Source organism: Pseudomonadota bacterium (assembly GCA_026388255.1).
Classification (GTDB): Bacteria; Desulfobacterota; Syntrophorhabdia; order Syntrophorhabdales; family Syntrophorhabdaceae; genus JAPLKB01.
Genome location: JAPLKC010000036.1, coordinates 35,326 through 60,678, shown reverse-complemented (window position 1 = coordinate 60,678; position 25,353 = coordinate 35,326). Strand labels below are relative to the sequence as shown.

The following is a 25,353-nucleotide window of genomic DNA, read 5'->3' as shown; positions in this document are numbered from 1 at the left end:
GCAGTTAAAGTGAAAAAATTTAAAATTATTTCAGGAATTATCGTATTGCTTATCATACTTTTATCAGTCAATCATGTTTTAGCTGAAGATTCCAAAAAAGATGCCGGAAAGATGATCGACGAGATGGCCGCGTTATACATGGATAATATGAAGATACCCGGCCTGGCTATAGCAATTTCGATGCCGGACGGCAAAGTCATCGAAAAATACTACGGAAAAGCAAATATCGAATACAACGCTCCTGTCGAAAAAGACACGATATTCCCGATCGGCTCGCTTTATAAAACCCATACCGCCATCGCGATAATGTTATTGAAAGAACAGTGGAAACTCGATGTAAACGATAAAATCACGAAGTATTTCCCTGATTGCGTTGCCTGGGAAAAGGTAACAATCAAAAACCTCATGCAGCATACTTCCGGGATCAAGTCCATAACCGCCGTTGAACCGTTTTGCTCGAACCAGATGAAGGACTGGAAACCCGAGGAGATTGTGGCGATATTGAAGCCCCTGAAACTCGATTTCGAGCCCGGCACGAACGCGCAGTACAGCAACTCCGGATGCATCCTTCTTGCGATAATAGTCGAAAAAGTATCCGGAATGACGTATAATGATTTTCTTCAGAAAAATATTGCCGGTCCTCTCGGAATGACGCACACGATATTCGTCAGCAACCGTATCATAGTCCCGAAGCGGGCATCGGGATATATGACCGTGGACAATAAAACACAAAACGCCGAATACGCCAGCACTCTCGCCCCCTTTGGAAGCGGCGGCATCGTATCGAAGGTGACCGACATTCTTAAACTCAAGGACGCCTTCCGGCCCGGAAAAATCCTTAAAAAAGAATCTATCGACGAAATGTTCGCGACCACTAAATTGAACGACGGCCGGGACTATATAATCCCCGGCCCTATTGGCATTACATACGGCTATTGTCTCGAAACCCTTATAGCACCTGACGGCCAGACCGTTCCGGGAAAGGCCGGTTCAATATCCGGATTCAAATCACAATTCCTTTATTTTAAAGACAGAGGCATATTCATAGCCATCACCGCGAATCTCGACATGATGAGCCCGGCCGTCGGCGAAAAACTAAAGGGCTTCAAGATGATCGATTGCCCGCTGCCAATGTCTTTGCAGTTATTCGAAATTGTTAAATAAAACATTGCTTTTTAAATCAATATGTTAATATAAATCGCTTGAATTATATAATTATTACCCAAATATTTAGATCATTCCGGATCAAGGAGGGCTACCCATGAACTATATACAATACTTTTTGGCTGTTGTCTTGTTTCTTGCTTCGATAATACCCGGCTATGCAAATAATGAAACTGATCAACCCCCGGTAAAATCATTCGAGGGCGGTAAACTTTATTTATCTCCCCGCGGAAAGTTCTATATCGCAGAACTCCATGGCAATTTTCAGCAAATGGGCAGGCAGTACGGCAATCTTTTGAGTGAACAAATTCAGGCACTTTACCGGGAAGTTTTTGACGAGAACATATTGAAAAGACCTGAAGCAACCTCTGCTGACCTGAAGAAGATTGCCGACGGATACTATGCCTCCATGCCCCAAATGTTTAAGGAATTTATCGATGGTGTTGCAGAAACCAATGGGCTCAATACCGAAAAAACAAGGATAATGACGGCAATTCTTCCGATTCTTCTTGAAGCAGGTTGCAGCAGCCTGTCAGCCTGGGCGGATTATACGGGCGGAGGGCCTCTTGTGGTAGGCCGGAACCTGGACCTGCCAACGAAAAACCTCGGAAAATATTCAAAATACCTGAACGTTCTGGTATGGAACCCTGAAGGATACGGCCACTCTGTTGCTCATATCGATTATGTGGGTGGGCTCTTTTACCAGACCGCCTTTAACAGTAAGGGTATATTCCTGGAACTCCAGAATGGACAGGTATCGGACAAGAAAGTCTTCGTGGACAGACAAAACACCAATAACGTACTTCTTTCCTCTTTATTCAGCGCCTCATCGATGAAAGACATGGACCTGTTCTTCCAGACGACACGCCCGCAAGCCGGGTTGATCATGAACGTTTCTACACCTGAGAAAAGTGTTATCTATGAATGGGCAACATTCAGAACGGTACGAAGGGAGGACAAGGGCCTCATCTCCGCAACAAACGACTTCATTGACCCGTCATGGAAGAAATACAAAGTGCCCTACTTCAATAAAAAAAATGAAGGGATAGGATACACCAATACAAGAAGGAAGAACCTGCTGCGCCTTGGGCAGTCATTAAAAGGCAAGATAACCCCGCAGGCCATGATGCAGATATTCGATACCACGATCCCCAAAGGAGGCGCGACGTTTCCGGACGAAGGAATTGTCAGGACGATCTATCAGGTTGTGGCTGTACCGGCAGAGACGAGAATGTGGCTTAAGGCACCAGGGTATTCGGAATGGGAAGAGATTGATCTCAAAAAATATTTTAAGAGGCTTCAATAGGCAGAGGTTGTGGAGACAAAATCTCGCTGAAAGATGGCTGTTGAGAAATAACCTGTTTTCCCGTTGATAAATCCGGGATATTTACTTTATTGTAGTCCTAATTGATGGCTCGCCTCCTTCCTGAAAGTCGCACTTCGTGGTTTTTGCCAGAGGCACTGCTTTTTTCCTCCTCAACCTGAACAATTTTCAAAAATGTGAGGATTTCAATTGGCATTTGATTATCGGATGGGCGATTTTATTCTTTAAGTTTGTTCACAATTGCAGGGGAATGGATTCATGGGCGGGAAAATCAAGAAAGTTACGGAAGTTACCAACGTCCCCGATGGCCCCCCCAGAGAGAAATTTCTTCTTGAAATTTCATACGATATAGAGCACAATAGATTCTGTACAGGAGGCAGCAGGCAGTGCCGGAGGGGTATCAAATGTCCATATCTCACGAACATCCACCTTCTGTTTCCTAAAATTATGTAATTATTATGGTTAGCTTGTTGATACAAACATTGATATGAAGAATGTATGCAAAGAATACTTTCTAAGCCTAAATACAATATTTAGTGAAGTAGTTGCGCTTTCTTTTGATTCAAAACATGAATCATTACTGTCAAGCTTATTTCAGTTTGTTGAAGATTTAACTCTTTGGCAATCAATGCTTGAATTTCGAACAGATACGACAATCTTGGTAAGCGCAATTAAAGAGTATCAGTTGGGTTTTCAAGCTGCAGTTTGTGGTCAATATCGTTATGCGTTTACCGCGCATAGATACTTTATTGAGCAGATGTGCAGATTCATTTATCTGTCTACTAATGAACTTTATCTTCGTCATTGGAAATTAGGATTGAGAGATGTCTCTTGGGGTGTAATTACTGATAAAGAAAACGGCATTTTTTCAAAAAATTTTATTAGGGCATTTTATCCAGAAATAGATGATGAAGGTGCTCATGTTTTAGCTATTGTTTCTAAATTATATAGAGAGTCATCAGAGTTTGTTCACGGAAACTTCGATAAAATAAGAATAATTCCCAGTCAAATCGAGTTTAACCTAGAAATGTTATCTAAATGGCTAGAGTTTATGGAGACAAGTAAATTTGTAGCCCTATTTTTGCTTTTTATGCGTTTCGCTAAGGATATTGATGGGGTGAATATTCATAAGTTAGAGGATATGGCGCGAGATGAACTTTGTGGAATAGAAGGGTTCAACCTTCTTTTTCTGTAATTAGGGGGTATGTATGGCTGATTTTAAGATTCGAACTGAAAACATAAAGCCGGCTAAAATATTAGACTATTTTGTTGAAACAAATGAGGATCGAAAAATTGTAGATCGTTTGAAGAGTGAAACTCCGATGATTTTGGTTGGCAGTCGAGGTGTAGGCAAGTCATTTCTGATGCGTGTCGCTGAAGCAGAGTTAAAGAATCAGTTTGAACAAAATAGAGTTCTTCCCGTTTACATATCACTTACACAAGGGGCCGTACTTCAGCTTGGGTCTGAAATTCAGTTTTATCATTGGATGTTGGCTAGACTCTGTTCAGCTATTGTTCGAAGTCTAAAAAAAGCAGGTATTGTCGTGCCAAATGTGACACTTGAAGCTAAGGACTCGGCGGATGACGAGAAATATTTAAGCAAGCTTATTGTTGAATTCGAAAATTCTTGGGAATCACGTGTTAATAATGATATCGATGTATCAAAATTACCTACAATTGATGAGTTTAAGGATTTTATTGAGGACATTTGCGAGGAAACTGGAATAGAAAACATCAATGTCTATATTGATGAGGCTGCACATATCCTTCGTCCAGCGCAACAAAGGCAGTTTTTTAGCATCTATCGAGATTTGAATAGTCCATATATAAACTGTAATGCTGCGGTTTATCCTGGTGTTACCTCATTCGGAAATTACTTCCAGCCGATCCATGATGCTGTATTTATCAATCTCGAGAGAAACCCAAGATCGGCAGGATATGTCGAGATAATGAGAAATATCGTTGAAAAACAATCTGACAGCACACAGATGGCCAATATTGCTAAAAACGGAGAGAATTTTGCAATTCTTGCTTATGCTGCGAATGGAAATCCTAGGTTGTTACTAAAAACATTGGGGAGAGCATTATCGGTATCATCTAGGGATGTCGATTCAGTAATCAAAGAATTCTATAAAAACGATATTTGGGAGGAACACTCTTTATTGGCAGTTAAATACTCTGGGTTTAGAGGTTTCATTGATTGGGGAAGGAATTTTATTGAAAATATAGCCCTTCCAGAAATTAAAGAAAAAAATGATTCATATCTTAAAGGCGATAAAAAAACGTCATGTTTCTTTTGGATTCATAGAGATGCACCAGAGCGCATAAAGAGAGCATTAGGTCTGCTTTGTTATACAGGTATTATAACTTTGCACTCTGATGCGATGAAAGCGACAAGAAGTGAGCTTGGCGCCAGATATAGTGTTAATTTAGGTTGTTTGTTAGCTCTTGAAAATAGGCCTTCTGCAACTGGTAGCGACATTGTAAAAAATACAACAATAAAGAGAATGACGGAATATGGAGCAAATCATGATTCTTATAATTCGATGACTGATAATTTTGATGATTTCAACGACTTGGTAATTAACGAAGCAATCCAGGAACAATTAGATAAATCTGTTGAGTTTCTTGATTTACCCCACTGGTTGATTGAATCGTTAATCGGTCTATCTCTAACAAAAATTCGTGACGTGTTGACCGCCTCCGAGGAAACCATACAAAGAGCTTATTACGTGGGTAAAGTAAGATCCAGATACATCAAAAATGAAGCGACGTCTGTCGTTTTCGAATATCTATCAGGATGATGCGAACAAGGCGCTGCACTCGGAAAGAAGCTGGGGGCAGGTCTTGCTATTTGCACCCATGGAGCTCTTTACAAAACCAACATTTAGTTTCGTAATTCACGATCAAAATCAAAAGACCATATGCCGAACTTGTGTAGTTTTCAATTGGTAATGGAGCTTTTGCAAATTCATATTGACATTTATTTGATAAAATTTAATTATAAGGATAAAAAATAAACAACTTCATGAAGATAAGTGTCAACTTAGTTAAAGTGCATATGCAAATTGTGCATATATCGCCGTTATATGCATGGCAAACTCATGTTGCATCTGTTTTAGAGTAATTATATCGGTATGTTGAAATGAATTGTAATGCTAAGATCAGAAATAACACAGGTGTTATTATATGAAATTGAGTCATAGAACAAGTCTTTATTTTTTTGTATTTTTATTACTAAGCGCTACCGTATCTGCTTCTGATTATTTTGAATGTATCGGCGTTGTGGATGGACATACAATCATCGTCGAAATGAGCGGCAAACAAATCATGGTGAAACTGATCGGTATTGGTACACCTGAAACCAGTTATCCTATCAAACCACTGGATTACATTGGAAAAGAATCTTTGAGCTTCTTGGAAAAGATGGTTTTAGGGAAGAGGGTAAGACTTGAATATGATTCTGTGAAAAAGGACGATTCTGGTCATTTGCTTGCCTATGTTTATTTAGAAGACGCCAGATCATCTATGGATAGCAAGACATCTGTAAATGAGGAGGTCGTTAGATATGGGTATGGTTTTGTACAAGCAAAGTATCCTTCCAAATATTTAGAGAAATTCAAGAACCTTGAGCGAGAAGCCAAGGAGAGGGCGATAGGATTGTGGAGGTTAGAATATAACCACACCTTTTTTGATTTTTATAAGTTGACGCTCGATAAATGGACTTTTATCCTTAGCATATTCAATATACTTCTTGTTATGTTTGGTTTATATACAATATATTTTGCTGGGAAACAATTACGACTTACTAAGCAGATACAAATGCACTCTCTTTTCTTAGAGTCGGAAAAGGAGTTTTATGAACTTGACAAGCTTATGCTGAAAGATAGTGCATTAAGAAATTACTATAAAATGGATGATCCCTATCTTCAGAATGCTTCAGATGATATGCTCAAACAATATATTTTTTTTGAATTATACTACGGCCACTTATGTAGGACATACGTGACCTTATACTCACGTCACTTCAAACTTGATGATAAATTTGCAAAAGAATATTGGCAGTTATATGAGAATATGCTCAAGTATCTGCTCGATGATGAAATGTTTTGCGAGGTTCATAAATGGAGTAAAGATAAAAAACTATTTGACCAGATATTTATCGACAAAGTTGATCAGGTTCTTGAAATTAAAAAAAACAAAAAATAGATTCGAAGCGTGGAATCCAAATAAATTGAAAGACTGGGGGTCAGGTCTTGTTTTTTGCAGGGAGAGGGGGACGAGACATTCTTTAAAAAGTAAATAAAATTTATAACGTAGAGAAATAGCGTCAAAGTTTCTTATTTTTTTAAGAGCCGTCCCTTTATCCCCTTTATCCAATCCCCATAAGTCCCCATCCATGATGTTGTTTTTCCTCTTCGTTAATGTTTGCAGTGTTATATGTTACATATGGAAATAAAGCGATTTTATTTAATTTCTTGTTGCAGATTTGTGGAGTTAGAGTATAATTAAAAGTAAAGTCGGAGGAATCAAAAGCTCATATGTGGGATATCCAGACCAGTTTGTTTATGTTGCAATTTTGTAATCATACCTAAACCTTTAGTGATGGAAAAGTTATCAGTAAAATCAAAAATGTGTGACATGCCGTCGTCTCAAGGATCGCAAATACCTAGTACATCCATAGAAAATCTTTACAGAGATCATATGCAGTTTGACTTGGGTGAAACCAGAATGATGTTTTAGGCACTTGGAGTTAGTTGGCAAATTAGGGGCTATACAAAAATTGCGAAACGCAGCGTTTCACAAAAAACAATAAAAGGGGGTTAATATGATTTCTTTTTTAGTCAACGGAAAGAAGTGCACTGTAGATGTACCTCCAGACACACCACTCCTTTGGGTCATCAGGGACAACCTCAAACTTATGGGGACCAAGTTCGGTTGTGGTATCGGGGAATGTGGTTCATGTACCGTGCATATCGACGGTAAGTCGCAGAGATCCTGTTCTATCCCGGTTGGAGACGTGCAGGGGAAGAACATTACTACCATCGAAGGGCTCTCGAAAAATCATCCAGTAATAAGGGCATGGATACAAGAGCAGGTTCCTCAATGCGGTTACTGCCAGCCCGGAGTGATGATGCAGGTCGCCGCACTTATTGCGGAGAGTCCGAACCCCAATCCGGAAAAGATCGTGCGCGCCATGGACGATGTGCTCTGCAGGTGTGGATCGTATCCGCGGATGAAGAAAGGCATAAAGAAAGCTGTGGAAATCGTTAGAAAGGAGGGCAAGATATCATGAAATCATCCATTTCACGTCGTGATTTTCTGAAAGGCACTCTGGCTACAGCAGGATTGACCATAGTGGCTTCCATTACACCCTTCGGATATACACTCCTGAATGCTGCAGAAGCCAAGAAAGGAGCATTTACACCAAATGTATGGCTTGAAATCACGCCAGACAACCTGGTAACTATCACTATACCTAATTCAGAAATGGGGCAGGGAATCAGAACTGCCCTGGCCATGATGGTGGCAGATGAATTGGAGGCGGAATGGAGTAAGATTCGTGTACGGCAGGCGCCTGCTGCCGACGCGTTCAAAAATCCCTTCATCTACAAGTCTCAGCTCACTGTGGGGAGTGCGAGCGTCAGAGGATTTTATGAGCCTATGCGCAAAGCGGGGGCAGCGGGAAGGATGATGCTCATAATGGCTGCTGCCCGGACATGGAAGGTCTGCATAAAAAGAGCGGTCGCAAACTCGCTTATGGAAAGCTTTGCAAGGCAGCGTCTCAGGTTCCTCTGCCCAAGGAGCCTACTCTTAAACAGGAGAGTCAGTTCAAGTACATAGGGAAGAGCATGCCCCGTCTGGACATACCAGATGCAGTTGCCGGCACGGGGGTTTATGGACTCGATGTGAATGTTCCCGGTATGCTCTATGGTGTTATCGCTCGTCCGCCGGCTTATGGTGCGAAACCAGCCTCCTATGATCAGAAGGCGGCAGAGGGAGTCAAAGGGGTAAAGGCCGTCTTTCCTACGCCTTTCGGCATCGCCGTCTGCGCGGAATCGCTGTATGCGGGATGGAAAGGCCGCGATGCCCTCAAGGTGAAGTGGGACAAAGGATCCCATCCCGACCTGAATAATGCTTCCGTAGAAAAGCAATTCACGGAGGACCTTGCCAAACAGGGGGCTGTTGCCGCGAATTCAGGGGATGTCAAGAAGGCCCTGGGGAATGCTTCAAAGAAGTTCGAGGCTACGTATTTTGTACCCTATGTTGCTCATGCCACCATGGAACCCATGAACTGTACAGCTTACGTGCAAAAAGACCGCTGCGACGTCTGGGTTCCCACGCAAGGTCAGACCGATGCGCAGGGCGTTGCTTCGCAGGTATCCGGGTTACCGCCTGAGAAGGTCCACATACACACCACGCTGATGGGGTGCGGTCTTGGCAGGCGGGCTGCCCCCGATTTTGTGGTGGAGGCAGTCATCGCCTCTAAGGTGTCAGGAAAACCCGTGAAGATGGTGTGGACACGGGAAGAAGATATTAAGAATGACTTTTATCGTGCCGCAACGTGCCAGAAAATCGAAGCCGGCTTCGACAGTCAGGGCAAGCTGACCGCCTGGTCGCACAAGGTCGTCACTCCATCGCTTCTAAAAGCCATCAACCCTAAAGGCATCATCAACGGGGTCGATTTCATGAGCTTATGGGGCCTCGCAGATTTTCCTGGTTCTCCGGACAACAACAGAATAATGTATGAGATACCGAACCTCTACATTGAATACCTGATGTCCGATCTACCCATTCCCGTTGCTCCATGGCGTTCAGTTCAGAACGGCCCGAACGCCTTTGTTACCGAGTGCTTCGTGGACGAACTGGCCAATGCAGCAGGTAAGGACCCCCTGGAATTCCGTTTGCAGCTTTTGAAGAATACCATGCGTCCCAGGAGGGTGCTCGAAACGGTGGCTGAGAAAGCAGGGTGGGGTAAGCCTCTGCCAAAGGGAAAGGGGCGCGGCATTGCCCAGCATACTTGTTTTGGAACCTCTGTAGCCCAAGTCGCGGAGATATCCGTGAATGAAGCGAATGGCGCTGTAAAAGTTGACAGGGTTGTTGTTGCCGTGGACTGCGGTCAAGTGATAAATCCGAACACCATAGCGGCTCAGATCGAAGGGGCCGTGATCATGGGTGTGAGCACCGCGTTGAAGGAGCAGGTCAAGTTTGCGAACGGCGGTCCACAGTCAGCCAATTTCGATGACTATAAGCTTATCAAAATGAGTGAGGTTCCTGAAATTGAGGTCTACATTGTGAAGAGCACGGAAACAATAGGAGGTATAGGCGAACCCGGCATACCCCCTGCCGCTCCGGCTGTTGCAAATGCGTTTTTCAACGCCACGGGCGTTCGGATACGTCGTTTGCCCCTTGATCCTGAGACAGTCCGGGAAGCGATTAAAAAAAGAGCATAGCAAAGCAGTATATCATACGCTTCCGGCAGGAATGCTTTTGTAAGGCCAAGGTAATGTTCCTGCCGGAAGAAATTTCATTCACATTGAATGAAATTGTTAAAATCTCTGCAAAGTCTTATCCTACCTTGTTCCGCACAATTTCACTTTTAAAACTTTCTCCTGAAATTCAGGCTGAAACGAACTACCCGCGGGAAACTACTTAGTACTTGAGAAAAGACATCAACGATGAAACCATTTCGAAGCAAGCTTCGAGGCATGAACACGCGGGCAATCAGGTCAGGAAATCTCCCTGTTTCTCAGGGTTATCTTTTTGCCGCAAACCTTGATTGCCCCGACCTCATGCAAATATTTACCGACATTTTAAAAACGCCTGTAACCTATATATCATTAGAGAGCAGACTCACCGCATATAAAAAACCCAAACCTGACCCGAATAATACAAAGCCCGTATCCGTGAAGAAACAGGCTAAAGGTCTTGCATCAATAAAAACAGCTTTTGAAAAAGGTCTTGGAACTTATGTAAGAGAAGACGTTGAAAAGCTCCTCTATGATCTACAGGTTTTCTGTGATTATGTCCAACAACAGGTGCCTAACATCCCATACGGTAAGAAAAGACCGCCACAAGTGTGAGAGAAACAGTGAATAGTCGATAGTGAATAGTTAAAAGGGCAGAAAATGTGAAAAAAGCAGTGAATGGTGAATAGATTTTTGACTAAAGACTATTTACTGTAGTTAAGATACGAGAAACACGATACATGGTATTATTCCCTGAGGAGTTGCTTCAGTGTATCCATGTCCTCCAAGGCTTCTTTCATCCTGCCTGCATTACGCAGCAGAAATGAAGGGTGGTAGGTGGGAAGCAGCTTTATACCTTTGTACCTGGTAAGCGTTCCTCTTATTCTTATTATACTTTCGTCAACGCCAAGTAGTGTATTATAGGCATGTTTGCCGAGTGTGCATATAATTTTAGGGCTTATGATCTCGAGTTGGGAAATAAGGTAATGCTTACAGACCTCGGCCTCATTAGGTTTAGGGTCTCTATTGTCGGGTGGTCTGCATTTCAATACATTACATATGTATACCTCTTCGCGCCTCAATCCTATCCCTTCAATCATCTTGTCAAGGAGTTTTCCGGCTCTCCCTACGAAGGGTCTTCCCTGGATGTCTTCTTCTTCGCCGGGCGCTTCCCCGATGAACACAAGCCGTGCTTTATTGCTGCCCTCTCCGAAGACTACCTTTTTCCGGGTATCGGCAAGGGAGCATTTTCCGCATTGCTTTACTGTTTTCTGAAGAAGTTGGAGCGTAGGCATATCCTCTTTGCTGGAGACATATGAATCAATGCCCATGTTTTTAAGGGCAGTCAGGAATCTTCGTACATTAATTTCAGTCATGTTAAATAATAATAGTCTCTATGCTATACATTCCTGAACCTGTCCGGTATCTTCTTTAATTTCAGCTCTGTTTCAAGCATATAAGCCGCCTGCATTATTCCGGTTTCATCAAGGGGCTTTCCGATAATCTGGAGACCTATGGGCAGACCGGCATTATCAAAACCGCAAGGCACCGACATGGCCGGCAAGCCTGCAAGATTTACCGGGATAGTAAAGATATCGGAAAGATACATCGTCAAAGGGTCTTCCGTTTTTTCGCCTATTTTAAAGGCTGTAGTCGGTGAAACCGGGGTTACAATGATATCACAGGCATTGAAGGCTTCATCGAAATCCCTTCTTATGAGCGTCCTTACCTGCCCTGCCTTACGATAATATGCATCGTAATACCCTGAAGACAGCACATATGTACCGAGGATAATTCTTCTTACAACTTCTTTGCCAAATCCTTTGAGCCTTGTCTTCTTATACATATCGATAATATCCTTACCGTCAACCCTTAATCCGTACTTAACCCCGTCATACCGTGCAAGGTTTGAAGAGGCCTCGGCAGTACAAACGATATAATATACGGCAACGGCATATTCGGTATGGGGAAGTGTTATATCTACAACAGAGGCGCCGTTTCTTACAAAAAACGAGACAGCGTTTTCAACAGCAGACCTTACGTCCTGCTCTATGCCTTCCATAAAATACTCTTTCGGTATGCCTATCTTCATCCCTTTAACATCCCTGCCCAGATATTCCGTATAGTCAGGTACTGGTTCCGGGATAGAGGTGGAATCCATTGGATCATATCCTGCAATGATATTCATCATAGCAGCACAGTCGGTCACGTTTCGCGTGACAGGCCCTATCTGGTCAAGAGAAGAAGCAAAGGCAATAAGCCCGTATCTTGATACCCTTCCGTATGTAGGTTTTAAGCCGACAACACCGCACAGCCCCGCAGGCTGTCTTATAGAACCCCCTGTATCTGTTCCAAGAGATGCGGCACAAAGCCCAGAGGAAGTTGCGGAAGTCGAACCCCCGCTTGATCCGCCGGGAATACACGTAAGATCCCAGGGGTTTTTTGTAATCTGAACAGACGAGTTTTCTGTGGATGAGCCCATTGCAAATTCGTCCATATTCAATTTTCCAAGAAGGACAAATCCTTCTTCTTTCAATTTCTTTATTATGGTTGCATCGTATGGAGGAATATAGCCTTTTAATATCTGAGATGCACAGGTAGTTTCTATGCCCTGTGTACACAGGATATCTTTCATACCCAGCGGGATGCCGAGAAGCCTTCCCTCCTCACCCTTTGCTATCTTTGCATCGGCTTGTCTTGCCATATCCATAGCTGTATCTTCCGTAACTTTTATATAGGAGAGCAGTTCTCCATCATACCTTTTAATCCTGTCCAGATAAAAACCGGTAAGCTCAACAGAAGAAATCTCTTTCTTTCTGAGCATTTCCCCCAATGCTTTTATATCCAAATCAAGTAAATGTTCCATACTAACTCCTTAAAAAAGTGAATAGTCGTTAGTGAATAGTGAATAGTATTCAGTGAACAGTAAAAAAGCTATGTGCTATATACTATTCACTAACGACTATTCACTGCCTTTAATCTACTTCAATAATCGGCGGGACTTTGAAAAAACCGCCTTTCTTTTCCGGTGCGTTTAGAGTTGACTCATCAGCGCTGAAAGAGTTTCCCGCCCGGTCTTCTCTGAGTACACAGACAACCGGCATGGCATGGCTTGTCGGCTCAATCCCTTCCGTGTCGAGCACATTGAGTTTATCCATATACCGGAGAATATTGTCTACCTGTACCGTATAAGCCTCTATTTCTTCCGGGTCAAGTTCAAGCCTGGCCAGATGGGCTATGTGTCCGACAGCTTCTTTCGTAATTTTCATATATCTCTCACCTCTTTAATGGTACTTATGGTTTACAGTTCAAGTTTAACTCAAAATTCATAACTCAAAATTCAAAACTGTTCTTTTATCCGCACTCTGCTACAGCACGTACAATATCGGTTCTCGTTACAATGCCGATAACGATGCTATTCTCTACAACCGGTATCCTGTTTATTTGTTTCTCGATCATTATTTTTGCAACCTCCACAACCGACTCGGTTGGAGAAACCGTAACAACCTCTTCTACCATGACATCCTTAACTGTGAGATCTTTAAGATTTACGCCTTCTTCTCTCAAGTTCTTCAAAATATCGCTTTGGCAGATCATGCCGGCCAATTTCCCTTTTTCTACAACAGGCATGCCTGCAATTTTAAAAAGCTCAAATTTGTTTACAATAACGGTAAGCGATTCTGAAGGACGGCAGGTAACCACATTACTGTTCATAAGTTCTACAACCTTCATAGCTTCCTCCTTTATATTGGCTGCCCAAATAATAGAACTTCTTCAATATATTTCTGTAAAGCCTCTACCGATTTCATGGACCTGCGCAACTCCTCATGCGCTTTCTGGCCAAGCATATCCGGTTTTATATGATTCGCATCGGAAATATTATTGTTGTTATCCTTGCTTTTATCGATCTGATTCATGATTCTGAAGTTCACAAATGTAAGGTATGCATCCGTCAAATTCTTTTCCATCTCCTTTTTTATCACACCCTTTTCTTTCATTAACCTTATTCTTTTCAATGTGTTTGTTTCGTATATGCCGTTTGACAGGGCAAGCATCCTTACGGATAATATCAGGGGCGCCCAACCGAGAAGTTTTATGTTAAGAGAATCTTTATATTCACCACTTTTTTCAACTTTGAAGTTGCCGAAAAAGGTAATTGCAGTGGGCATGAGAACTGCCGACCGGATGAAATCCTGCATAATGCGCTTATTATCACTGAGAGAGTTAAAAAAGAATGTCATAACCTCGTCAAGAAGTTTACTGTTGCCCTTCATGGGACGGGCATCTGTGAGGATAATAATATCAAGATCTTCGAAGGCGCCGTTTTCATAGATGAGTCTGTCTTCCAGCCGCTTCTTCCAAGTCTTAATTGACCCCCTCCATTTCTCATTGGACGGCATAACCCCGCCTTTGCATTTTTCAAAACCTACATCGCTAAGCCTGTCCGCAGCCTTTTTTGAAAATGCTTCATAATACTGTTCCACAATGTCCGATCCGTATTGGCCGTTGTCTGTGTCGTAGACAATCATATTGTCCTGATCGGTAAGCAGCGTCTGCTCATCACGGCCTTCGCTGCCGAGTCCGATCCAGACGTATTCTGTCGGGGGCGATTCAAATCCGTCGCCTTTCATTTCTTCTTCCACTAATTGTAATACCTTGACCGTTATTGCATCCCTGATTATGCGGAAGAGGTCGTGAACATCAGGAACGGTTTGATTATCCAGAAAAAATTCTTTGATTCCATCTACTGCCTTTATATGGTATTTCTTAAGCTCTTCAAAAGTTTCTGCCTTTTCAATTTTATTGAACAGACGTGATGAAATATTTTTTTCAAAAGTATCGTAATTTTCCAATAGAGCCTGAAGTTTATCCCTGAGCACGGCAAGAATATTATACCGCTCATGCCTGAGTAAAAGCTTATCTCTCAAGGTCTCCTGATAATCGGATATAAATTTTTCTATAACTGAAAAATCAAGCGGCATTTACTTCTCCGTAAGCCCTTTCAATACCTTCCTGCTTCCTGTCAGTTTCTCTTTTTTTTCCATCAACATATTATAATTCATCTCGTTTTTTCTTATTACATCGGGCGGTGCCTTTTCCCTGAAAGAGGCATTGTTTATCTTGTTAAAAACCCTTCCCATCTCTTCCTCTATCTTTACCAGTTCCTTCTCTATCCTTGCAATCTCCCTGGGTGCATCTATGAGGTCTTTTATTGGGACAAATATCTCTACTCCTTTATATATGCCGACAGCAGACTTTTCCGGCGCTTCACCGGTTATAAAAACAAGTTCCCCGACCTTTGCCAACTCCTTGATGTAATATCCATATTCTTCAAGGAGGTTGCGGTTGCCGTTTGCGCGGATCATGGCTTCAACTTTTACATTCGGCGCAATCCCTGTTTCACCCCTGATGTTTCTGATTACATCAATAACCCCCATAATAATATCCATACCGGATTCACTTTCTTCATTCACCTGCGCTTCATTGTATATGGGGAATGGCGAGACCATAATGCTCTCATGTAAGCCTTCTTTGTCCGTTTTTGAATGGGAATCTGCAGGGGGACTATGCGGCAGTTTCTGATATATCTCCTCGGTAATAAAGGGCATAATAGGGTGCAGGAGTTTCAATATATCCGTCAGTGTATTATTGAGGGCATTCTTTGTGGCATCATTGTCGTACCGGGTCACCTTTCCATAAAGGTTCGGCTTAATAAGCTCAAGATACCAATCGCAGAACTCATGCCAGACAAAGTTATACAAAGTGTTTGCAATTTCATTAAACTTATAGGTATCGAGGTTTTCCGTCACTTCACGTATAACCTTCTGTGTCCTTGAACGTATCCACTTATCGGGCATGAATGACGGAGATGAGGCAGGCTTTTCAGATGCTGCGGGCATATCTTCAAGAAACGTCAGGGCAAGTCTGGAGGCATTCCATACCTTATTTGCAAAGTTTCTCACCCCTTCAATCCGCTCCTCGGAAAGGAGTATATCCCTGCCCTGGGCAGCGAGCATGGTAAGTGAAAACCTGAATGCATCTGTCCCGTATTGATCAATTATAATCAGAGGGTCAATGACATTGCCCTTTGATTTGCTCATCTTTTTGCCTTCGGCATCCCTCACAAGGGCATGGATATATACCTCCCTGAAAGGTACATCCCCCATAAATTTGATTCCCATCATAATCATGCGCGCTACCCAGAAGAAGAGGATATCAAACCCTGTTATAAGGAGTGATGTCGGGTAAAATGTCTTGAGATCGTCTGTTTTTTCAGGCCAGCCAAGCGTGGTAAAGGGCCATAACCCTGAAGAAAACCATGTATCGAGCACATCGGATTCCTGTCTCAGTTCGCTTTTACACTCGCTGCATATATGCGGGTCATCCACAGTAACATACATTTTACCGCAGTTGTCACAGTACCAGACGGGTATCCTGTGTCCCCACCATATCTGCCGGGATATGCACCAGTCGCGTATGTTTTCCATCCATTCAAAATAGACCTTTTCCCACATTTCAGGGACAATCCTGACATTGTGCGCCCTTACCGCCTCAATTGCCGGTTCTGCAAGGGGCTTCATTTTCAGGAACCACTGTCTCGACAATGTAGGCTCAACAACCGTTTTACACCGGTAGCACTTTCCAACGCCCAGCGCATAAGGCTCAATTCTTTCAAAGAGACCTTTGTTCTCCAGTTCTTCAACAACCTTTTCCCGGCACTCAAACCTGTCCATGCCGGTGTAATGGACGGCGTTCTCATTCATCCTTCCGTCATCGTCCATCACCTTCACCAATGCAAGATTATGTCTCTTCCCTATCTCAAAGTCGTTTATGTCGTGGGCAGGGGTAACTTTCAAAACGCCTGTACCGAATGAAGCATCAACATAGCTATCGCCGATAACGGGAATCTTTTTGTTTGCTATGGGGAGCACTACAAACTTTCCGATATACTGCCTGTACCTTTCATCTTCTGGGTTTACGGCAACGGCAGTATCTCCGAACATTGTTTCCGGTCTGGTAGTAGCAACGGTTAAATAACCTTTTCCTTCCGCCAGCGGATACTTGATGTGGTACAGGTAACCTTTTGTCTCCTCATGCTCTGCTTCAAGGTCGGAAAGTGCGGTTTTACATCTCGGACACCAGTTTATAATGTAATCGCCCTGATAGATGAGTCCTTCGTTAAAAAGCCTTACAAAGACCTCACGCACTGCCCTGGACAGCCTTTCGTCCATGGTAAAGCGTTCTCTGGACCAGTCACATGATGAGCCGAGCCTCTTTAATTGACCGATAATCACCCCTCCGGAATGTTCCTTCCAATCCCAGACCCTTTCAACAAATTTTTCCCTGCCGAGCACCTCACGGTTCAGCCCTTCTTTTACAAGTTCTCTCTCCACAACGTTCTGGGTTGCAATACCTGCATGGTCCGTACCCGGTAACCAGAGTGTGTTAAAACCTGCCATCCTTTTAAACCTCACGATAATATCCTGCAAGGTATTGTTCAATGCATGACCCATATGCAATGAGCCGGTCACGTTCGGCGGCGGTATCACTATTGAAAATGGCGGCCTGAAATCATGGCTGTCTGCTGTGAAAAAACCTTCTTTAACCCAGAATGCATACCACGTCTCTTCTATCCTGTGCGGGTCATAGACCTTATCCATCATATATCAACTCCCTTTTAATGTCGGAATTTAATTTACCAGCCTTTGGCTGGCTTAAACATTACACTTCCCTGGTTTCATCCCGGTATGTTCCAGGGCAATGGAAGAAAAATCCTTCCAAAAAGATTAAAGGCATACCTGTCTGACATGCCTGCGACAAAGTCGCACACACACACAGCCGGTTCATCGTAATAATGATCTCTGTTTGTTTCTGCAAGTAATGCATCGGGGTTGCCCAAAAAATAAAAATAGAGTTCCTTTATTATCCTTGAACATTTTATAAAATCATCATGTACAATGTGATTATCATACACCATTTCGTACAGAAAACTCCTGAGCTTTATCATATGGTGCTCAAGCTCTTTACCGAGGCTTACATTTAAATCATCATATTTTAGTGTTTCGTTGATTACCCCCCGAACCATGCTGTCAATTCTGTCCGAGGTTGTATTGCCTAAAAATTTCCTGCTGTCCCCGGGCAAATCTTCTTCTGTAATGATGTTACCCCTTATGGCATCGTCAATATCATGGTTAATATAGGCGATTATATCTGAAGCCCTTACAACCTCGGCCTCTCTGGTAGCAGGTTTATCCGCTTCACCCCTTGAGACAATCTCTCCCTTGCCTTTTGAATGCTTCAGTATGCCGTCCCTTACCTCAAAGGTAAGATTCAGTCCTTCGCCTTCCCTTTCAAGGAGATCAACTACCCTGAGACTTTGCTCATAATGCCTGAAACCGCCCGTATGTATCTCATTCAAAACAGCTTCTCCTGCGTGACCGAAAGGCGTATGCCCAAGATCATGACCAAGGGCAATGGCTTCAACCAGATCTTCATTGAGAAAAAGGGCTTTTGCAATTGTTCTGGCAATCTGCGAGACCTCAAGCGTATGAGTAAGCCTTGTCCTGTAATGGTCTCCTGCAGGCGACAGAAAAACCTGCGTCTTGTGCTTGAGCCTCCTGAATGATTTACTGTGTATAATTCGATCTCTGTCGTGCTGGAATGCCGGTCTTATATCGCATTCAGCTTCTTCCTTCAGTCTTCCCTTTGTTTTGCTGCTTTTCTGGGCAAAGGGCGACAGGATTATCTCTTCTTTTTGCTCTAATTTATTTCTGATGTTCATTTCTTTTAAAACCCGCAAGACCAAATCAAGCCTACAGGAACTATCTTCAATCGAATTCTAAAACAGGGATTTGATTTATCTTTTCAGATTCCTAATTTATCACAAGAAAATGACTAAAGCAATAAAACGATTGAGAAGTTTGATCGGGGCTATCTTCATAAACTCTTGACATATTCCTTGACAACATGCTGATGTAAAAGGATAATGGAGAGAAAAAGGGCGGGTATGAAAAACAATTCAAAGGATAGGGCAGCGGTCAACATACCTCCACCACTTATATTTTTCGCATGTTTAGGCGTCGGCGTCTTCCTGGAGTATTTATTTCCATTTCGTCTTATCAGCGGCGCATGGACAATTAGAATGACTATCGGTTGCATTCTAATTTTTGCTTCAGGTTTAATATCCTTGAGCGCCTTTAAAGCCCTTACAGACAATAAAACCCCATTTGACCCTACAAAATCTACCGTGAAAATAGTTCGAGAAGGTTCCTTCAGATTTTCCCGTAATCCTTTGTACCTTGCCCTGCTGCTTTTACTAAGCGGAATTGCGGTTTTGATATGCTCCGTATGGCTTGTATTAGCCATACCAATTCTTTTTATCCTCTTTGAATATCTTGCAGTCAGACCTGAAGAAAAATACCTGGAAGATAAATTCGGCAAGGAGTATTTAGATTATAAGGCCTCAGTAAGGCGTTGGATTTAAATAGAATATTGCTTCTCATATCAATTCTGATTCAAAGATAGCACCCTGAGGGCAACCCGGACATGGTATAATCAAAATAGCATGAAACTGCCTGAAACCAAAAAAACTTCAAAACCTGTTGGTATGTCTGAAAAGATTATCAGACTCCTTGAGATTTATACCATTATTGCCCGGAAAGAATATCCTTCTGTGAAATCGTTGAGAGGACGTTTTCATGTTTCAGAAAGAACCCTTTACAGGTACCTTGAATTGATAAACATCGTCGATGCCATTGAGTACGACCATGAGAAAGAGGGGTATAAATTTACACATGGAGACAGAATAAAAAAGCTTGTCCTCTCACAGGGCGAACTTATTACCCTTTTTTCTGCCGGGCAGGCTGTTTCTGCACTGGGGGCATCTTTCAAGGAAAACTTTCAGACCCTTATCAATCGGATGCTTCTTGTTTCCGGAAAGGCGTTGCCGGAAGAGACAGGGATCATTATAAAAACACCTGCTCCGGTATTTACAGATAAGATGGATACAATACTGAAAACCATCTCCTTGTCTATAAACGAAAAGAGATCAGTAGAGATAACTTACAAATCTAAACAATCAAAAACAACCGGCGCGAGGATTGTCGATCCCTATGGACTCGTCTATTATGAAGGCATCTGGATTATGATCGGCTTCTGTCACAAAAGGAAAGATATCCGAAGCTTTGCCGTTGACCGGGTTCTTGACATTAAGGAGCGCTATCTTTATTTTGAACCCCGGAAGGATTTTGATCTCAATACCTATCTATCCCATACATGGGGGATCATTGACGGTAAGGAAGTAAAAATAAAGGTAAAGTTTAACACCAATGTTGCCGACTATATTCTCAGGAAAGAGAAGTGGCACTCATCGGAAAAGAGGAATATCCTTCCCAACGGTGACGTTGAACTCTCATTCATTGTTGCCGGCACCGATGAAATAAAGCGGTGGATATACTCCTGGCTTCCGAATGTGGAGGTTGTCAAGCCGGAATGGTTCAGAAAACAGATTCAAAAAGAACTCTCCGAATCAGCCCGAAACCATTCTTAAAGCCCTTCCGAGCGTATCTCTATTTTAACTCAAAATTCAAAATCCAAAATTTAAAATATTTTTTTACACTGACATACTGTTGTCACCCCCATTTGATACAATTACATATGTTTCAAGATTGGCAATATAAAAGAGGTGAACGTTATGCCGCTATATGCATTCATGGTACACGACGCATGCAGAATTGTTGACGCATTTAACCTGAAAGATGCGTTGCAGGAAGCATGTATTAAAAAAGGTGATGAATATGAAATCATCGGGGAGGAAGACCTTGAGTACATGTGTTTTTTGTCGGGCGGCACCGGTAACATGCTCTTTGGCTCATAGGGAACATAAAAGGCTCTATGCAGTACAGAGGGGACAAATTGTAGCAATCGGGAGGACATATGTATAAGACCATTTTTTACGTGTTATTTATCCTGTTTTTCCTCATGACGGTAACTGACTTGCAGGCCCCTGAGATTACATCTCGCGATATCCTTGGATTTGACGCCTACTGGGTTGCCGAGGATGGTTCTATCCTGGATAAAGATGGCGCTATCAGGGGGTGGATTTGCGGAAACACCGTCTATGATGCACAGTGGAATATTAAGTATTGATTTTCCCCTGCTTTCACGGACACATAGTTAAGCTGCCATATGTTTCTTCTCATATTCCAGAGGAGACAAACAATACAATGCCGGCGAAGATTCTCAATAATACGGTAATTGGTCGTCGAAGCCGTTCCCCTTATTTTTATACCATGATATGACATGTTTTATCGCTTCAACTGCCTTGGTTTTTGCCGCAATGTCGGAATTGAAACCCTGGTGGGGTTGAACATATATGTTTGCCTTTCGCTCTAAAGACATACTAACAAGGGTTTTAGCCGCCATAAGGTCTGTACCGGTTACAGCTTCACCAGTAAGCAATCTTGCAAACTCAGATTCGTTTGTGAATACATCCAGTCCCAGACCTGTAATTTTCCCGGACTTGTACAATTTCAGCAAAACTGCTTCCGGGGCTATCTCTCCCCGTGTTACATTGATAAATATCAACTTGTTTTTTGCTCTTGAAAGATATACCCCGGAAAAATATCCGACATTATAAAACCGGCTTTCTTTATTTTTTGTAAGATTCATGGCATTGACGATTATATCGCTTGATTCGATTGCTTCTTCCTTTGAGACAAATTTTACTGTCTTGCCGTAAATACCACGTAATTCCTCCTGCCTTATATCCACCCCTTGCACGGTCAGCCCGTTTGCTTCAGCAAGCTCATAAGTCCTTCTCCCTATCTTACCGACGCCAAAAACAGTGAGAAGCCGCTCTATGTCAAGTTCCATGAAGGCATTTGAATTCTTCCTTTCAAAGGTCTCAATGTTTTTTTCATAATGGTTCATTTCACCTGCCGCCGCGTAGAGGAATTTCATTGCTGTCTGCGCCACGGCATTCACGCAATATTCGCGAAGAGAGGCTATATTTGCTTTTTCTGCCAGATGTTCAAAGTGGTCGTACCCTGCACTTCTCGTTATAATGTTTTTTTTACGCTCCTCCAGATAGCTTTTCGGAAGAACCGAGTGCGTTTTTGTCGTTATTATATCAGGCAGAACAGTTCCGGGGTTTTCCTTGAGAAAATCTTGAAGGTTGTCTGGAGTAATAAAAAAGGTGTGATCTACCGGAATTTCACCCAGCTCTTTTGCCTTTAACGTTTCCTCCTCGAGATATACCGCTTCCGGGCCTAATGCCTCAAAATGCATAATTTCATATTTAGCCCCTGCCGATGATGAATGCTTTGTGTCTTTCATTGTTGCTCCTGTGTGTTATGTAATTGTTGCTTATTAGTTTGCCGCAAACATGTAGTTTTTTCAACTGAAATATGATGATTTGCCCTGTCGCAAGTGGACGGGGGTGTCATAGATAAAACCAGAAAAAGCTTTCGCAGCAAACTGCGGGCCCTTTGCCCCCACAGGCTATAGATACCATTTCGGTTCCTTTCTTGGCTGACAAATATCATAGAGCCACTTGATTTTAGCGTCAAAGTTTTCATTTTTCATCTGTCTTGCCCCGGATGGGCAGTTTTTGATACATGCATGGCATATTATGCATTGCCATCTGTCTGTCATGGTGGGTTCACCCGGTGGTACAGCACCTGTGGGACAGACCTCAGCACATTTTCCACAATGAGTACAAACAGTGACATCTGTCTCCGGTGCATAAGATGTTGTTTTTCGTGCTTCTTTAATAAGAAGTAATGTTTTTGGTTCAACATACGGAAAATGTCCGGGTACGGTGATGGTATTTGCTTTTTCAGGAGATTCAAGATTAAGCAGTTTTTCCCTTATGTTGGCTCCAAATAGTCGGGCTTTTTGCAGGTCGCTTTCATCGGGTCTTCCCTGGGCTATCGGGTAAGCCGAAGAAGAATAAGAATGCTCTCCTATAAAGGCGCCTGCGGCAACAGGAATGAACCCTTGTGTCGACGCAATATCATAAAGCTCTTTCAGCGCATCGTCATAAGCACGATTTCCATAGACCGCAACAAGCACTGCAGGCCTTTGTTTTGCAGTGATTGTTGCGAGCAAGCCTGCCACTTCTTCCGGTACTCTACCATAATATACCGGTACTCCAAGAATGACAATTTCACTGCCGAAAGCGTGCTTATCCCGCTGAGACCGTTTCGTGCAGTCCACCATTTCGATCTTTCCGGCCTGCATTCCCCTTGCAATGTTCTCCACTATTGCCCTGGTTGTTCCTGTAGGTGAAAAATAAACACAAGAAATAGTCTGGATATTCATTAAAATACCTCCTTATTAAAGGCAACGGTTTCGGCCGGTTTCTCTATATTGCCTGTTTGAGAATAAAATAGAATGAGTATATCGGAAATATCAAGACCTTTCCAAAACCCATAAAATACCGGCATTAAGCCTGCCCCGGTAGAGTGAAACGGGCAGTGATCCCGTGCAGACGGGACATGACAGAAAATAGCGATCAGGGCACTTTTGCAAAGGTCTCGTTTTACAACAAACTGTATTCAATTTTTCATCAAATGTGGTAAAATAAGAAAAGTGGCACGGATTTTTATTTTTATTATTATTTCAATTTTATTTCTACCGTCTATTGCGCTCTGCAATGAAAGGACAGATATGAACAATGCCGCCATATGGCCTCCGGACGTGGAAGGCTGGAAATTGATCGGTATCCCTGGAGACTACGACTCCAGGACCGCTTTTAAATACATGAACGGTGCAGCCGAACTCTATCTTGCCTATAATCTCAAGCATCTTTCCGTACTTCGCTACGAAAAACCCGGCAGACCGGCTATCTCTGCAGAATTCTTTGAGATGGGTTCTTCGGCAGATGCCTACGGTGTATTCTCTTTTGAGCAGCAGGACCCTGATGCAGGGATTGGCCAGGGGTCGGAATTCGGCGGCGGCATGCTCAGGTTCTGGAAGGGGCGGTTCTTTGTCACCGTTTACGGTGAAGAACCCGGCCCAGATATGGACAAAGCCATCCTCGCTCTCGGGCACAAACTGATCCCGGCAATAAAAGAGACCGGTAGTCCTCCTGAGCTCCTTACCTGCTTACCGGGCAAAGGATCTATCTTCACCATAAAAAAGGTATGGTTTGTCAGAAGCCATATTCTTCTTAACCAACGCTTTTTTGTTTCCCATCAGAACATCCTGAACCTGTCCCCCGACGTGGAAGCAGCGCTGGCACTGTATGACACGGGCAAAGACAAGTTTTATCTACTTCTCATACGATACCCTTTTCCGGGGAAGGCCATTGAAGCACTGACGAACTTTAAAAAGGCATACATGCCGGATTCTGAAGGACGGCACTCTGTGAAAACAGAAAACGGCAAATGGACAAAAGCAGGATTGCAGAAGGAATTTATCATGATCGTATTTGATGCACTCGATGAACCGCTTGCTGAAGGGCTAATTAAAGAGATGGGTAGTTGGAGGTAAACATGAAGGAGAAAAAGATAATAACACGTCGGGATTTTCTTAAAGGCACCACGGGACTTTTCCTGGCAGGTGCACTGGCATCTGCCTTTCCACGGGGAGCGCAGGCCCAATCCACGGCGCAAGTCATTATTATTCGCAGGTCTGAAGTATTGGATTCCAAAGGGGAGATCAATGCAGGGGTACTCCAGTCCATGCTTGACGAAGCGATACAAGCTCTTACCAACCGGAAAGGAACGTTGGCCGGCTGGCAATCCCTTTTCAACAAAGCGGACACAGTCGGCATCAAGACGAATGTCTGGCGTTATTTGTCGACTCCAAAGGAGTTGGAAGACGGGATAAAACAGAGACTCCTTGACATTGGTGTCAACGAGAAGAACCTGTCAGTCGATGATCGAGGCGTGCTTGAAAATCCGGTGTTCATGAATGCGACGGCACTGGTCAATGTCCGCCCCGTGAGGACGCACCACTGGTCAGGCGTGGGCACCTGTCTCAAGAATTACATCATGTTCGTAAAATCTCCTTCTTCCTATCACGGAGACGCCTGTTCCGACCTTGGAAAGATATGGACTCTGCCAATGGTGAAGGGCAAAACCAGATTGAACATCCTTTGCGCACTTACGCCACAGTTCTATGGAAGGGGTGCGAATTATTTTGACAGGCGTTATGTCTGGCCATACAAAGGGCTTATCGTCGGGACCGATCCGGTAGCAGTCGATGCTGTTGGAGCTGAATTGCTCAGATTGAAACGGGCGGCTTTTTTCGGGGAAGAAAAGTCCCTCGACGTATTGCCTGTTCATATCACTACAGCGGATAAGAAATACCATCTGGGGATAAGTGATCTCTCGAAGATCCGGGTTGTAAAGCTCGGATGGTCGGAAGAAGTACTCATCTGAAGAGGTG

General features: G+C 43.1%; 24 protein-coding genes. 15 read left to right on the top strand and 9 right to left on the bottom strand.

The genetic code is table 11. The features are described 5' to 3' along the window. Window positions 1-9 precede the first annotated feature (9 nt). From NT178_04155 to NT178_04115, 9 genes are all read left to right on the top strand, one after another. The gene (locus NT178_04155; protein MCX5811722.1) at window positions 10-1,164 is read left to right on the top strand and encodes a serine hydrolase; all 1,155 of its coding nucleotides are present in this window, start codon (window positions 10-12) and stop codon (window positions 1,162-1,164) included. 97 nt (window positions 1,165-1,261) lie between these two features. Beyond that, a complete protein-coding gene (locus NT178_04150; GenBank protein ID MCX5811721.1) occupies window positions 1,262-2,470 on the top strand; it encodes a C45 family autoproteolytic acyltransferase/hydrolase in 1,209 nt (402 codons plus the stop codon). 505 nt (window positions 2,471-2,975) lie between these two features. Next, window positions 2,976-3,683, top strand: coding sequence for a hypothetical protein (locus NT178_04145; protein MCX5811720.1), 708 nt, complete (start codon window positions 2,976-2,978; stop codon window positions 3,681-3,683). Between the two features lie 13 nt (window positions 3,684-3,696). Then, window positions 3,697-5,292: a hypothetical protein gene (locus NT178_04140; protein MCX5811719.1), complete on the top strand. Its 1,596-nt coding sequence runs from the start codon at window positions 3,697-3,699 to the stop codon at window positions 5,290-5,292. A 385-nt stretch (window positions 5,293-5,677) separates the two neighbouring features. Further along, window positions 5,678-6,697: a thermonuclease family protein gene (locus NT178_04135; protein ID MCX5811718.1), complete on the top strand. Its 1,020-nt coding sequence runs from the start codon at window positions 5,678-5,680 to the stop codon at window positions 6,695-6,697. A 619-nt stretch (window positions 6,698-7,316) separates the two neighbouring features. Beyond that, window positions 7,317-7,784, top strand: coding sequence for a (2Fe-2S)-binding protein (locus tag NT178_04130; protein ID MCX5811717.1), 468 nt, complete (start codon window positions 7,317-7,319; stop codon window positions 7,782-7,784). Further along, window positions 7,781-8,332 carry a molybdopterin-dependent oxidoreductase gene (locus NT178_04125; protein ID MCX5811716.1) on the top strand — a complete coding sequence of 184 codons (552 nt, stop codon included), beginning with the start codon at window positions 7,781-7,783 and terminating at the stop codon, window positions 8,330-8,332. The genes NT178_04130 and NT178_04125 overlap by 4 nt, the downstream gene beginning before the upstream one ends. An 8-nt stretch (window positions 8,333-8,340) precedes the next feature. Beyond that, a complete protein-coding gene (locus tag NT178_04120; GenBank protein MCX5811715.1) occupies window positions 8,341-9,942 on the top strand; it encodes a molybdopterin-dependent oxidoreductase in 1,602 nt (533 codons plus the stop codon). Window positions 9,943-10,167: 225 nt separating this feature from the next. Continuing rightward, window positions 10,168-10,572 carry a hypothetical protein gene (locus NT178_04115; protein ID MCX5811714.1) on the top strand — a complete coding sequence of 135 codons (405 nt, stop codon included), beginning with the start codon at window positions 10,168-10,170 and terminating at the stop codon, window positions 10,570-10,572. A gap of 131 nt (window positions 10,573-10,703) precedes the next feature. Here the strand turns inward: NT178_04115 and NT178_04110 are convergent, their stop codons facing one another. The 7 genes from NT178_04110 to NT178_04080 form a co-directional block, all read right to left on the bottom strand. After that, a complete protein-coding gene (locus tag NT178_04110) occupies window positions 10,704-11,333 on the bottom strand; it encodes a uracil-DNA glycosylase (GenBank protein ID MCX5811713.1) in 630 nt (209 codons plus the stop codon). A 23-nt stretch (window positions 11,334-11,356) separates the two neighbouring features. Further along, on the bottom strand, window positions 11,357-12,823 hold the full coding sequence (gatA, locus tag NT178_04105; protein MCX5811712.1) for an Asp-tRNA(Asn)/Glu-tRNA(Gln) amidotransferase subunit GatA: 1,467 nt from the start codon (window positions 12,821-12,823) through the stop codon (window positions 11,357-11,359). 109 nt (window positions 12,824-12,932) lie between these two features. After that, the gene (gene gatC / locus NT178_04100; protein ID MCX5811711.1) at window positions 12,933-13,226 is read right to left on the bottom strand and encodes an Asp-tRNA(Asn)/Glu-tRNA(Gln) amidotransferase subunit GatC; all 294 of its coding nucleotides are present in this window, start codon (window positions 13,224-13,226) and stop codon (window positions 12,933-12,935) included. A gap of 85 nt (window positions 13,227-13,311) precedes the next feature. Beyond that, window positions 13,312-13,689, bottom strand: a complete 378-nt coding sequence (locus NT178_04095) for a CBS domain-containing protein (GenBank protein ID MCX5811710.1) — start codon at window positions 13,687-13,689, stop codon at window positions 13,312-13,314. Between the two features lie 11 nt (window positions 13,690-13,700). Next, on the bottom strand, window positions 13,701-14,939 hold the full coding sequence (locus tag NT178_04090) for a DUF294 nucleotidyltransferase-like domain-containing protein (GenBank protein ID MCX5811709.1): 1,239 nt from the start codon (window positions 14,937-14,939) through the stop codon (window positions 13,701-13,703). Next, on the bottom strand, window positions 14,940-17,621 hold the full coding sequence (locus NT178_04085; GenBank protein MCX5811708.1) for a valine--tRNA ligase: 2,682 nt from the start codon (window positions 17,619-17,621) through the stop codon (window positions 14,940-14,942). 74 nt (window positions 17,622-17,695) lie between these two features. Continuing rightward, window positions 17,696-18,739 carry a deoxyguanosinetriphosphate triphosphohydrolase gene (locus NT178_04080; protein ID MCX5811707.1) on the bottom strand — a complete coding sequence of 348 codons (1,044 nt, stop codon included), beginning with the start codon at window positions 18,737-18,739 and terminating at the stop codon, window positions 17,696-17,698. 204 nt (window positions 18,740-18,943) lie between these two features. On the opposite strand from NT178_04080, the gene NT178_04075 reads away from it, so the two are divergent. The 4 genes from NT178_04075 (at window position 18,944) to NT178_04060 (ending at window position 21,105) form a co-directional block, all read left to right on the top strand. Continuing rightward, the gene (locus tag NT178_04075) at window positions 18,944-19,441 is read left to right on the top strand and encodes an isoprenylcysteine carboxylmethyltransferase family protein (protein MCX5811706.1); all 498 of its coding nucleotides are present in this window, start codon (window positions 18,944-18,946) and stop codon (window positions 19,439-19,441) included. A gap of 123 nt (window positions 19,442-19,564) precedes the next feature. Continuing rightward, window positions 19,565-20,506: a WYL domain-containing protein gene (locus tag NT178_04070; GenBank protein MCX5811705.1), complete on the top strand. Its 942-nt coding sequence runs from the start codon at window positions 19,565-19,567 to the stop codon at window positions 20,504-20,506. Between the two features lie 144 nt (window positions 20,507-20,650). Continuing rightward, a complete protein-coding gene (locus NT178_04065) occupies window positions 20,651-20,833 on the top strand; it encodes a hypothetical protein (GenBank protein MCX5811704.1) in 183 nt (60 codons plus the stop codon). A gap of 59 nt (window positions 20,834-20,892) precedes the next feature. Next, window positions 20,893-21,105 (top strand): hypothetical protein, encoded by a 213-nt coding sequence (locus tag NT178_04060; GenBank protein MCX5811703.1) that lies wholly within the window; start codon window positions 20,893-20,895, stop codon window positions 21,103-21,105. A 93-nt stretch (window positions 21,106-21,198) separates the two neighbouring features. Here NT178_04060 and NT178_04055 read toward each other — a convergent pair whose 3' ends face one another. After that, window positions 21,199-22,293 (bottom strand): hydroxyacid dehydrogenase, encoded by a 1,095-nt coding sequence (locus NT178_04055; GenBank protein ID MCX5811702.1) that lies wholly within the window; start codon window positions 22,291-22,293, stop codon window positions 21,199-21,201. 165 nt (window positions 22,294-22,458) lie between these two features. After that, window positions 22,459-23,280, bottom strand: coding sequence for an EFR1 family ferrodoxin (locus tag NT178_04050; GenBank protein MCX5811701.1), 822 nt, complete (start codon window positions 23,278-23,280; stop codon window positions 22,459-22,461). 270 nt (window positions 23,281-23,550) lie between these two features. Here NT178_04050 and NT178_04045 point away from each other — a divergent pair, with 270 nt between their 5' ends. Further along, window positions 23,551-24,453: a hypothetical protein gene (locus NT178_04045; GenBank protein MCX5811700.1), complete on the top strand. Its 903-nt coding sequence runs from the start codon at window positions 23,551-23,553 to the stop codon at window positions 24,451-24,453. Window positions 24,454-24,455: 2 nt separating this feature from the next. Continuing rightward, the gene (locus NT178_04040; protein MCX5811699.1) at window positions 24,456-25,346 is read left to right on the top strand and encodes a DUF362 domain-containing protein; all 891 of its coding nucleotides are present in this window, start codon (window positions 24,456-24,458) and stop codon (window positions 25,344-25,346) included. Window positions 25,347-25,353 lie beyond the last annotated feature (7 nt).

Coding starts and splice junctions, on each gene's coding strand:
- NT178_04150 (MCX5811721.1), top strand. CDS start 1,262: ATGAACTATATACAATACTTTTTGGCTGTTGTCTTGTTTCTTGCTTCG.
- NT178_04145 (MCX5811720.1), top strand. CDS start 2,976: ATGAAGAATGTATGCAAAGAATACTTTCTAAGCCTAAATACAATATTT.
- NT178_04140 (MCX5811719.1), top strand. CDS start 3,697: ATGGCTGATTTTAAGATTCGAACTGAAAACATAAAGCCGGCTAAAATA.
- NT178_04135 (MCX5811718.1), top strand. CDS start 5,678: ATGAAATTGAGTCATAGAACAAGTCTTTATTTTTTTGTATTTTTATTA.
- NT178_04130 (MCX5811717.1), top strand. CDS start 7,317: ATGATTTCTTTTTTAGTCAACGGAAAGAAGTGCACTGTAGATGTACCT.
- NT178_04125 (MCX5811716.1), top strand. CDS start 7,781: ATGAAATCATCCATTTCACGTCGTGATTTTCTGAAAGGCACTCTGGCT.
- NT178_04120 (MCX5811715.1), top strand. CDS start 8,341: ATGCCCCGTCTGGACATACCAGATGCAGTTGCCGGCACGGGGGTTTAT.
- NT178_04115 (MCX5811714.1), top strand. CDS start 10,168: ATGAAACCATTTCGAAGCAAGCTTCGAGGCATGAACACGCGGGCAATC.
- NT178_04110 (MCX5811713.1), bottom strand. CDS start 11,333: ATGACTGAAATTAATGTACGAAGATTCCTGACTGCCCTTAAAAACATG.
- gatA (MCX5811712.1), bottom strand. CDS start 12,823: ATGGAACATTTACTTGATTTGGATATAAAAGCATTGGGGGAAATGCTC.
- gatC (MCX5811711.1), bottom strand. CDS start 13,226: ATGAAAATTACGAAAGAAGCTGTCGGACACATAGCCCATCTGGCCAGG.
- NT178_04095 (MCX5811710.1), bottom strand. CDS start 13,689: ATGAAGGTTGTAGAACTTATGAACAGTAATGTGGTTACCTGCCGTCCT.
- NT178_04090 (MCX5811709.1), bottom strand. CDS start 14,939: ATGCCGCTTGATTTTTCAGTTATAGAAAAATTTATATCCGATTATCAG.
- NT178_04085 (MCX5811708.1), bottom strand. CDS start 17,621: ATGATGGATAAGGTCTATGACCCGCACAGGATAGAAGAGACGTGGTAT.
- NT178_04080 (MCX5811707.1), bottom strand. CDS start 18,739: ATGAACATCAGAAATAAATTAGAGCAAAAAGAAGAGATAATCCTGTCG.
- NT178_04075 (MCX5811706.1), top strand. CDS start 18,944: ATGGAGAGAAAAAGGGCGGGTATGAAAAACAATTCAAAGGATAGGGCA.
- NT178_04070 (MCX5811705.1), top strand. CDS start 19,565: ATGTCTGAAAAGATTATCAGACTCCTTGAGATTTATACCATTATTGCC.
- NT178_04065 (MCX5811704.1), top strand. CDS start 20,651: ATGCCGCTATATGCATTCATGGTACACGACGCATGCAGAATTGTTGAC.
- NT178_04060 (MCX5811703.1), top strand. CDS start 20,893: ATGTATAAGACCATTTTTTACGTGTTATTTATCCTGTTTTTCCTCATG.
- NT178_04055 (MCX5811702.1), bottom strand. CDS start 22,293: ATGAAAGACACAAAGCATTCATCATCGGCAGGGGCTAAATATGAAATT.
- NT178_04050 (MCX5811701.1), bottom strand. CDS start 23,280: ATGAATATCCAGACTATTTCTTGTGTTTATTTTTCACCTACAGGAACA.
- NT178_04040 (MCX5811699.1), top strand. CDS start 24,456: ATGAAGGAGAAAAAGATAATAACACGTCGGGATTTTCTTAAAGGCACC.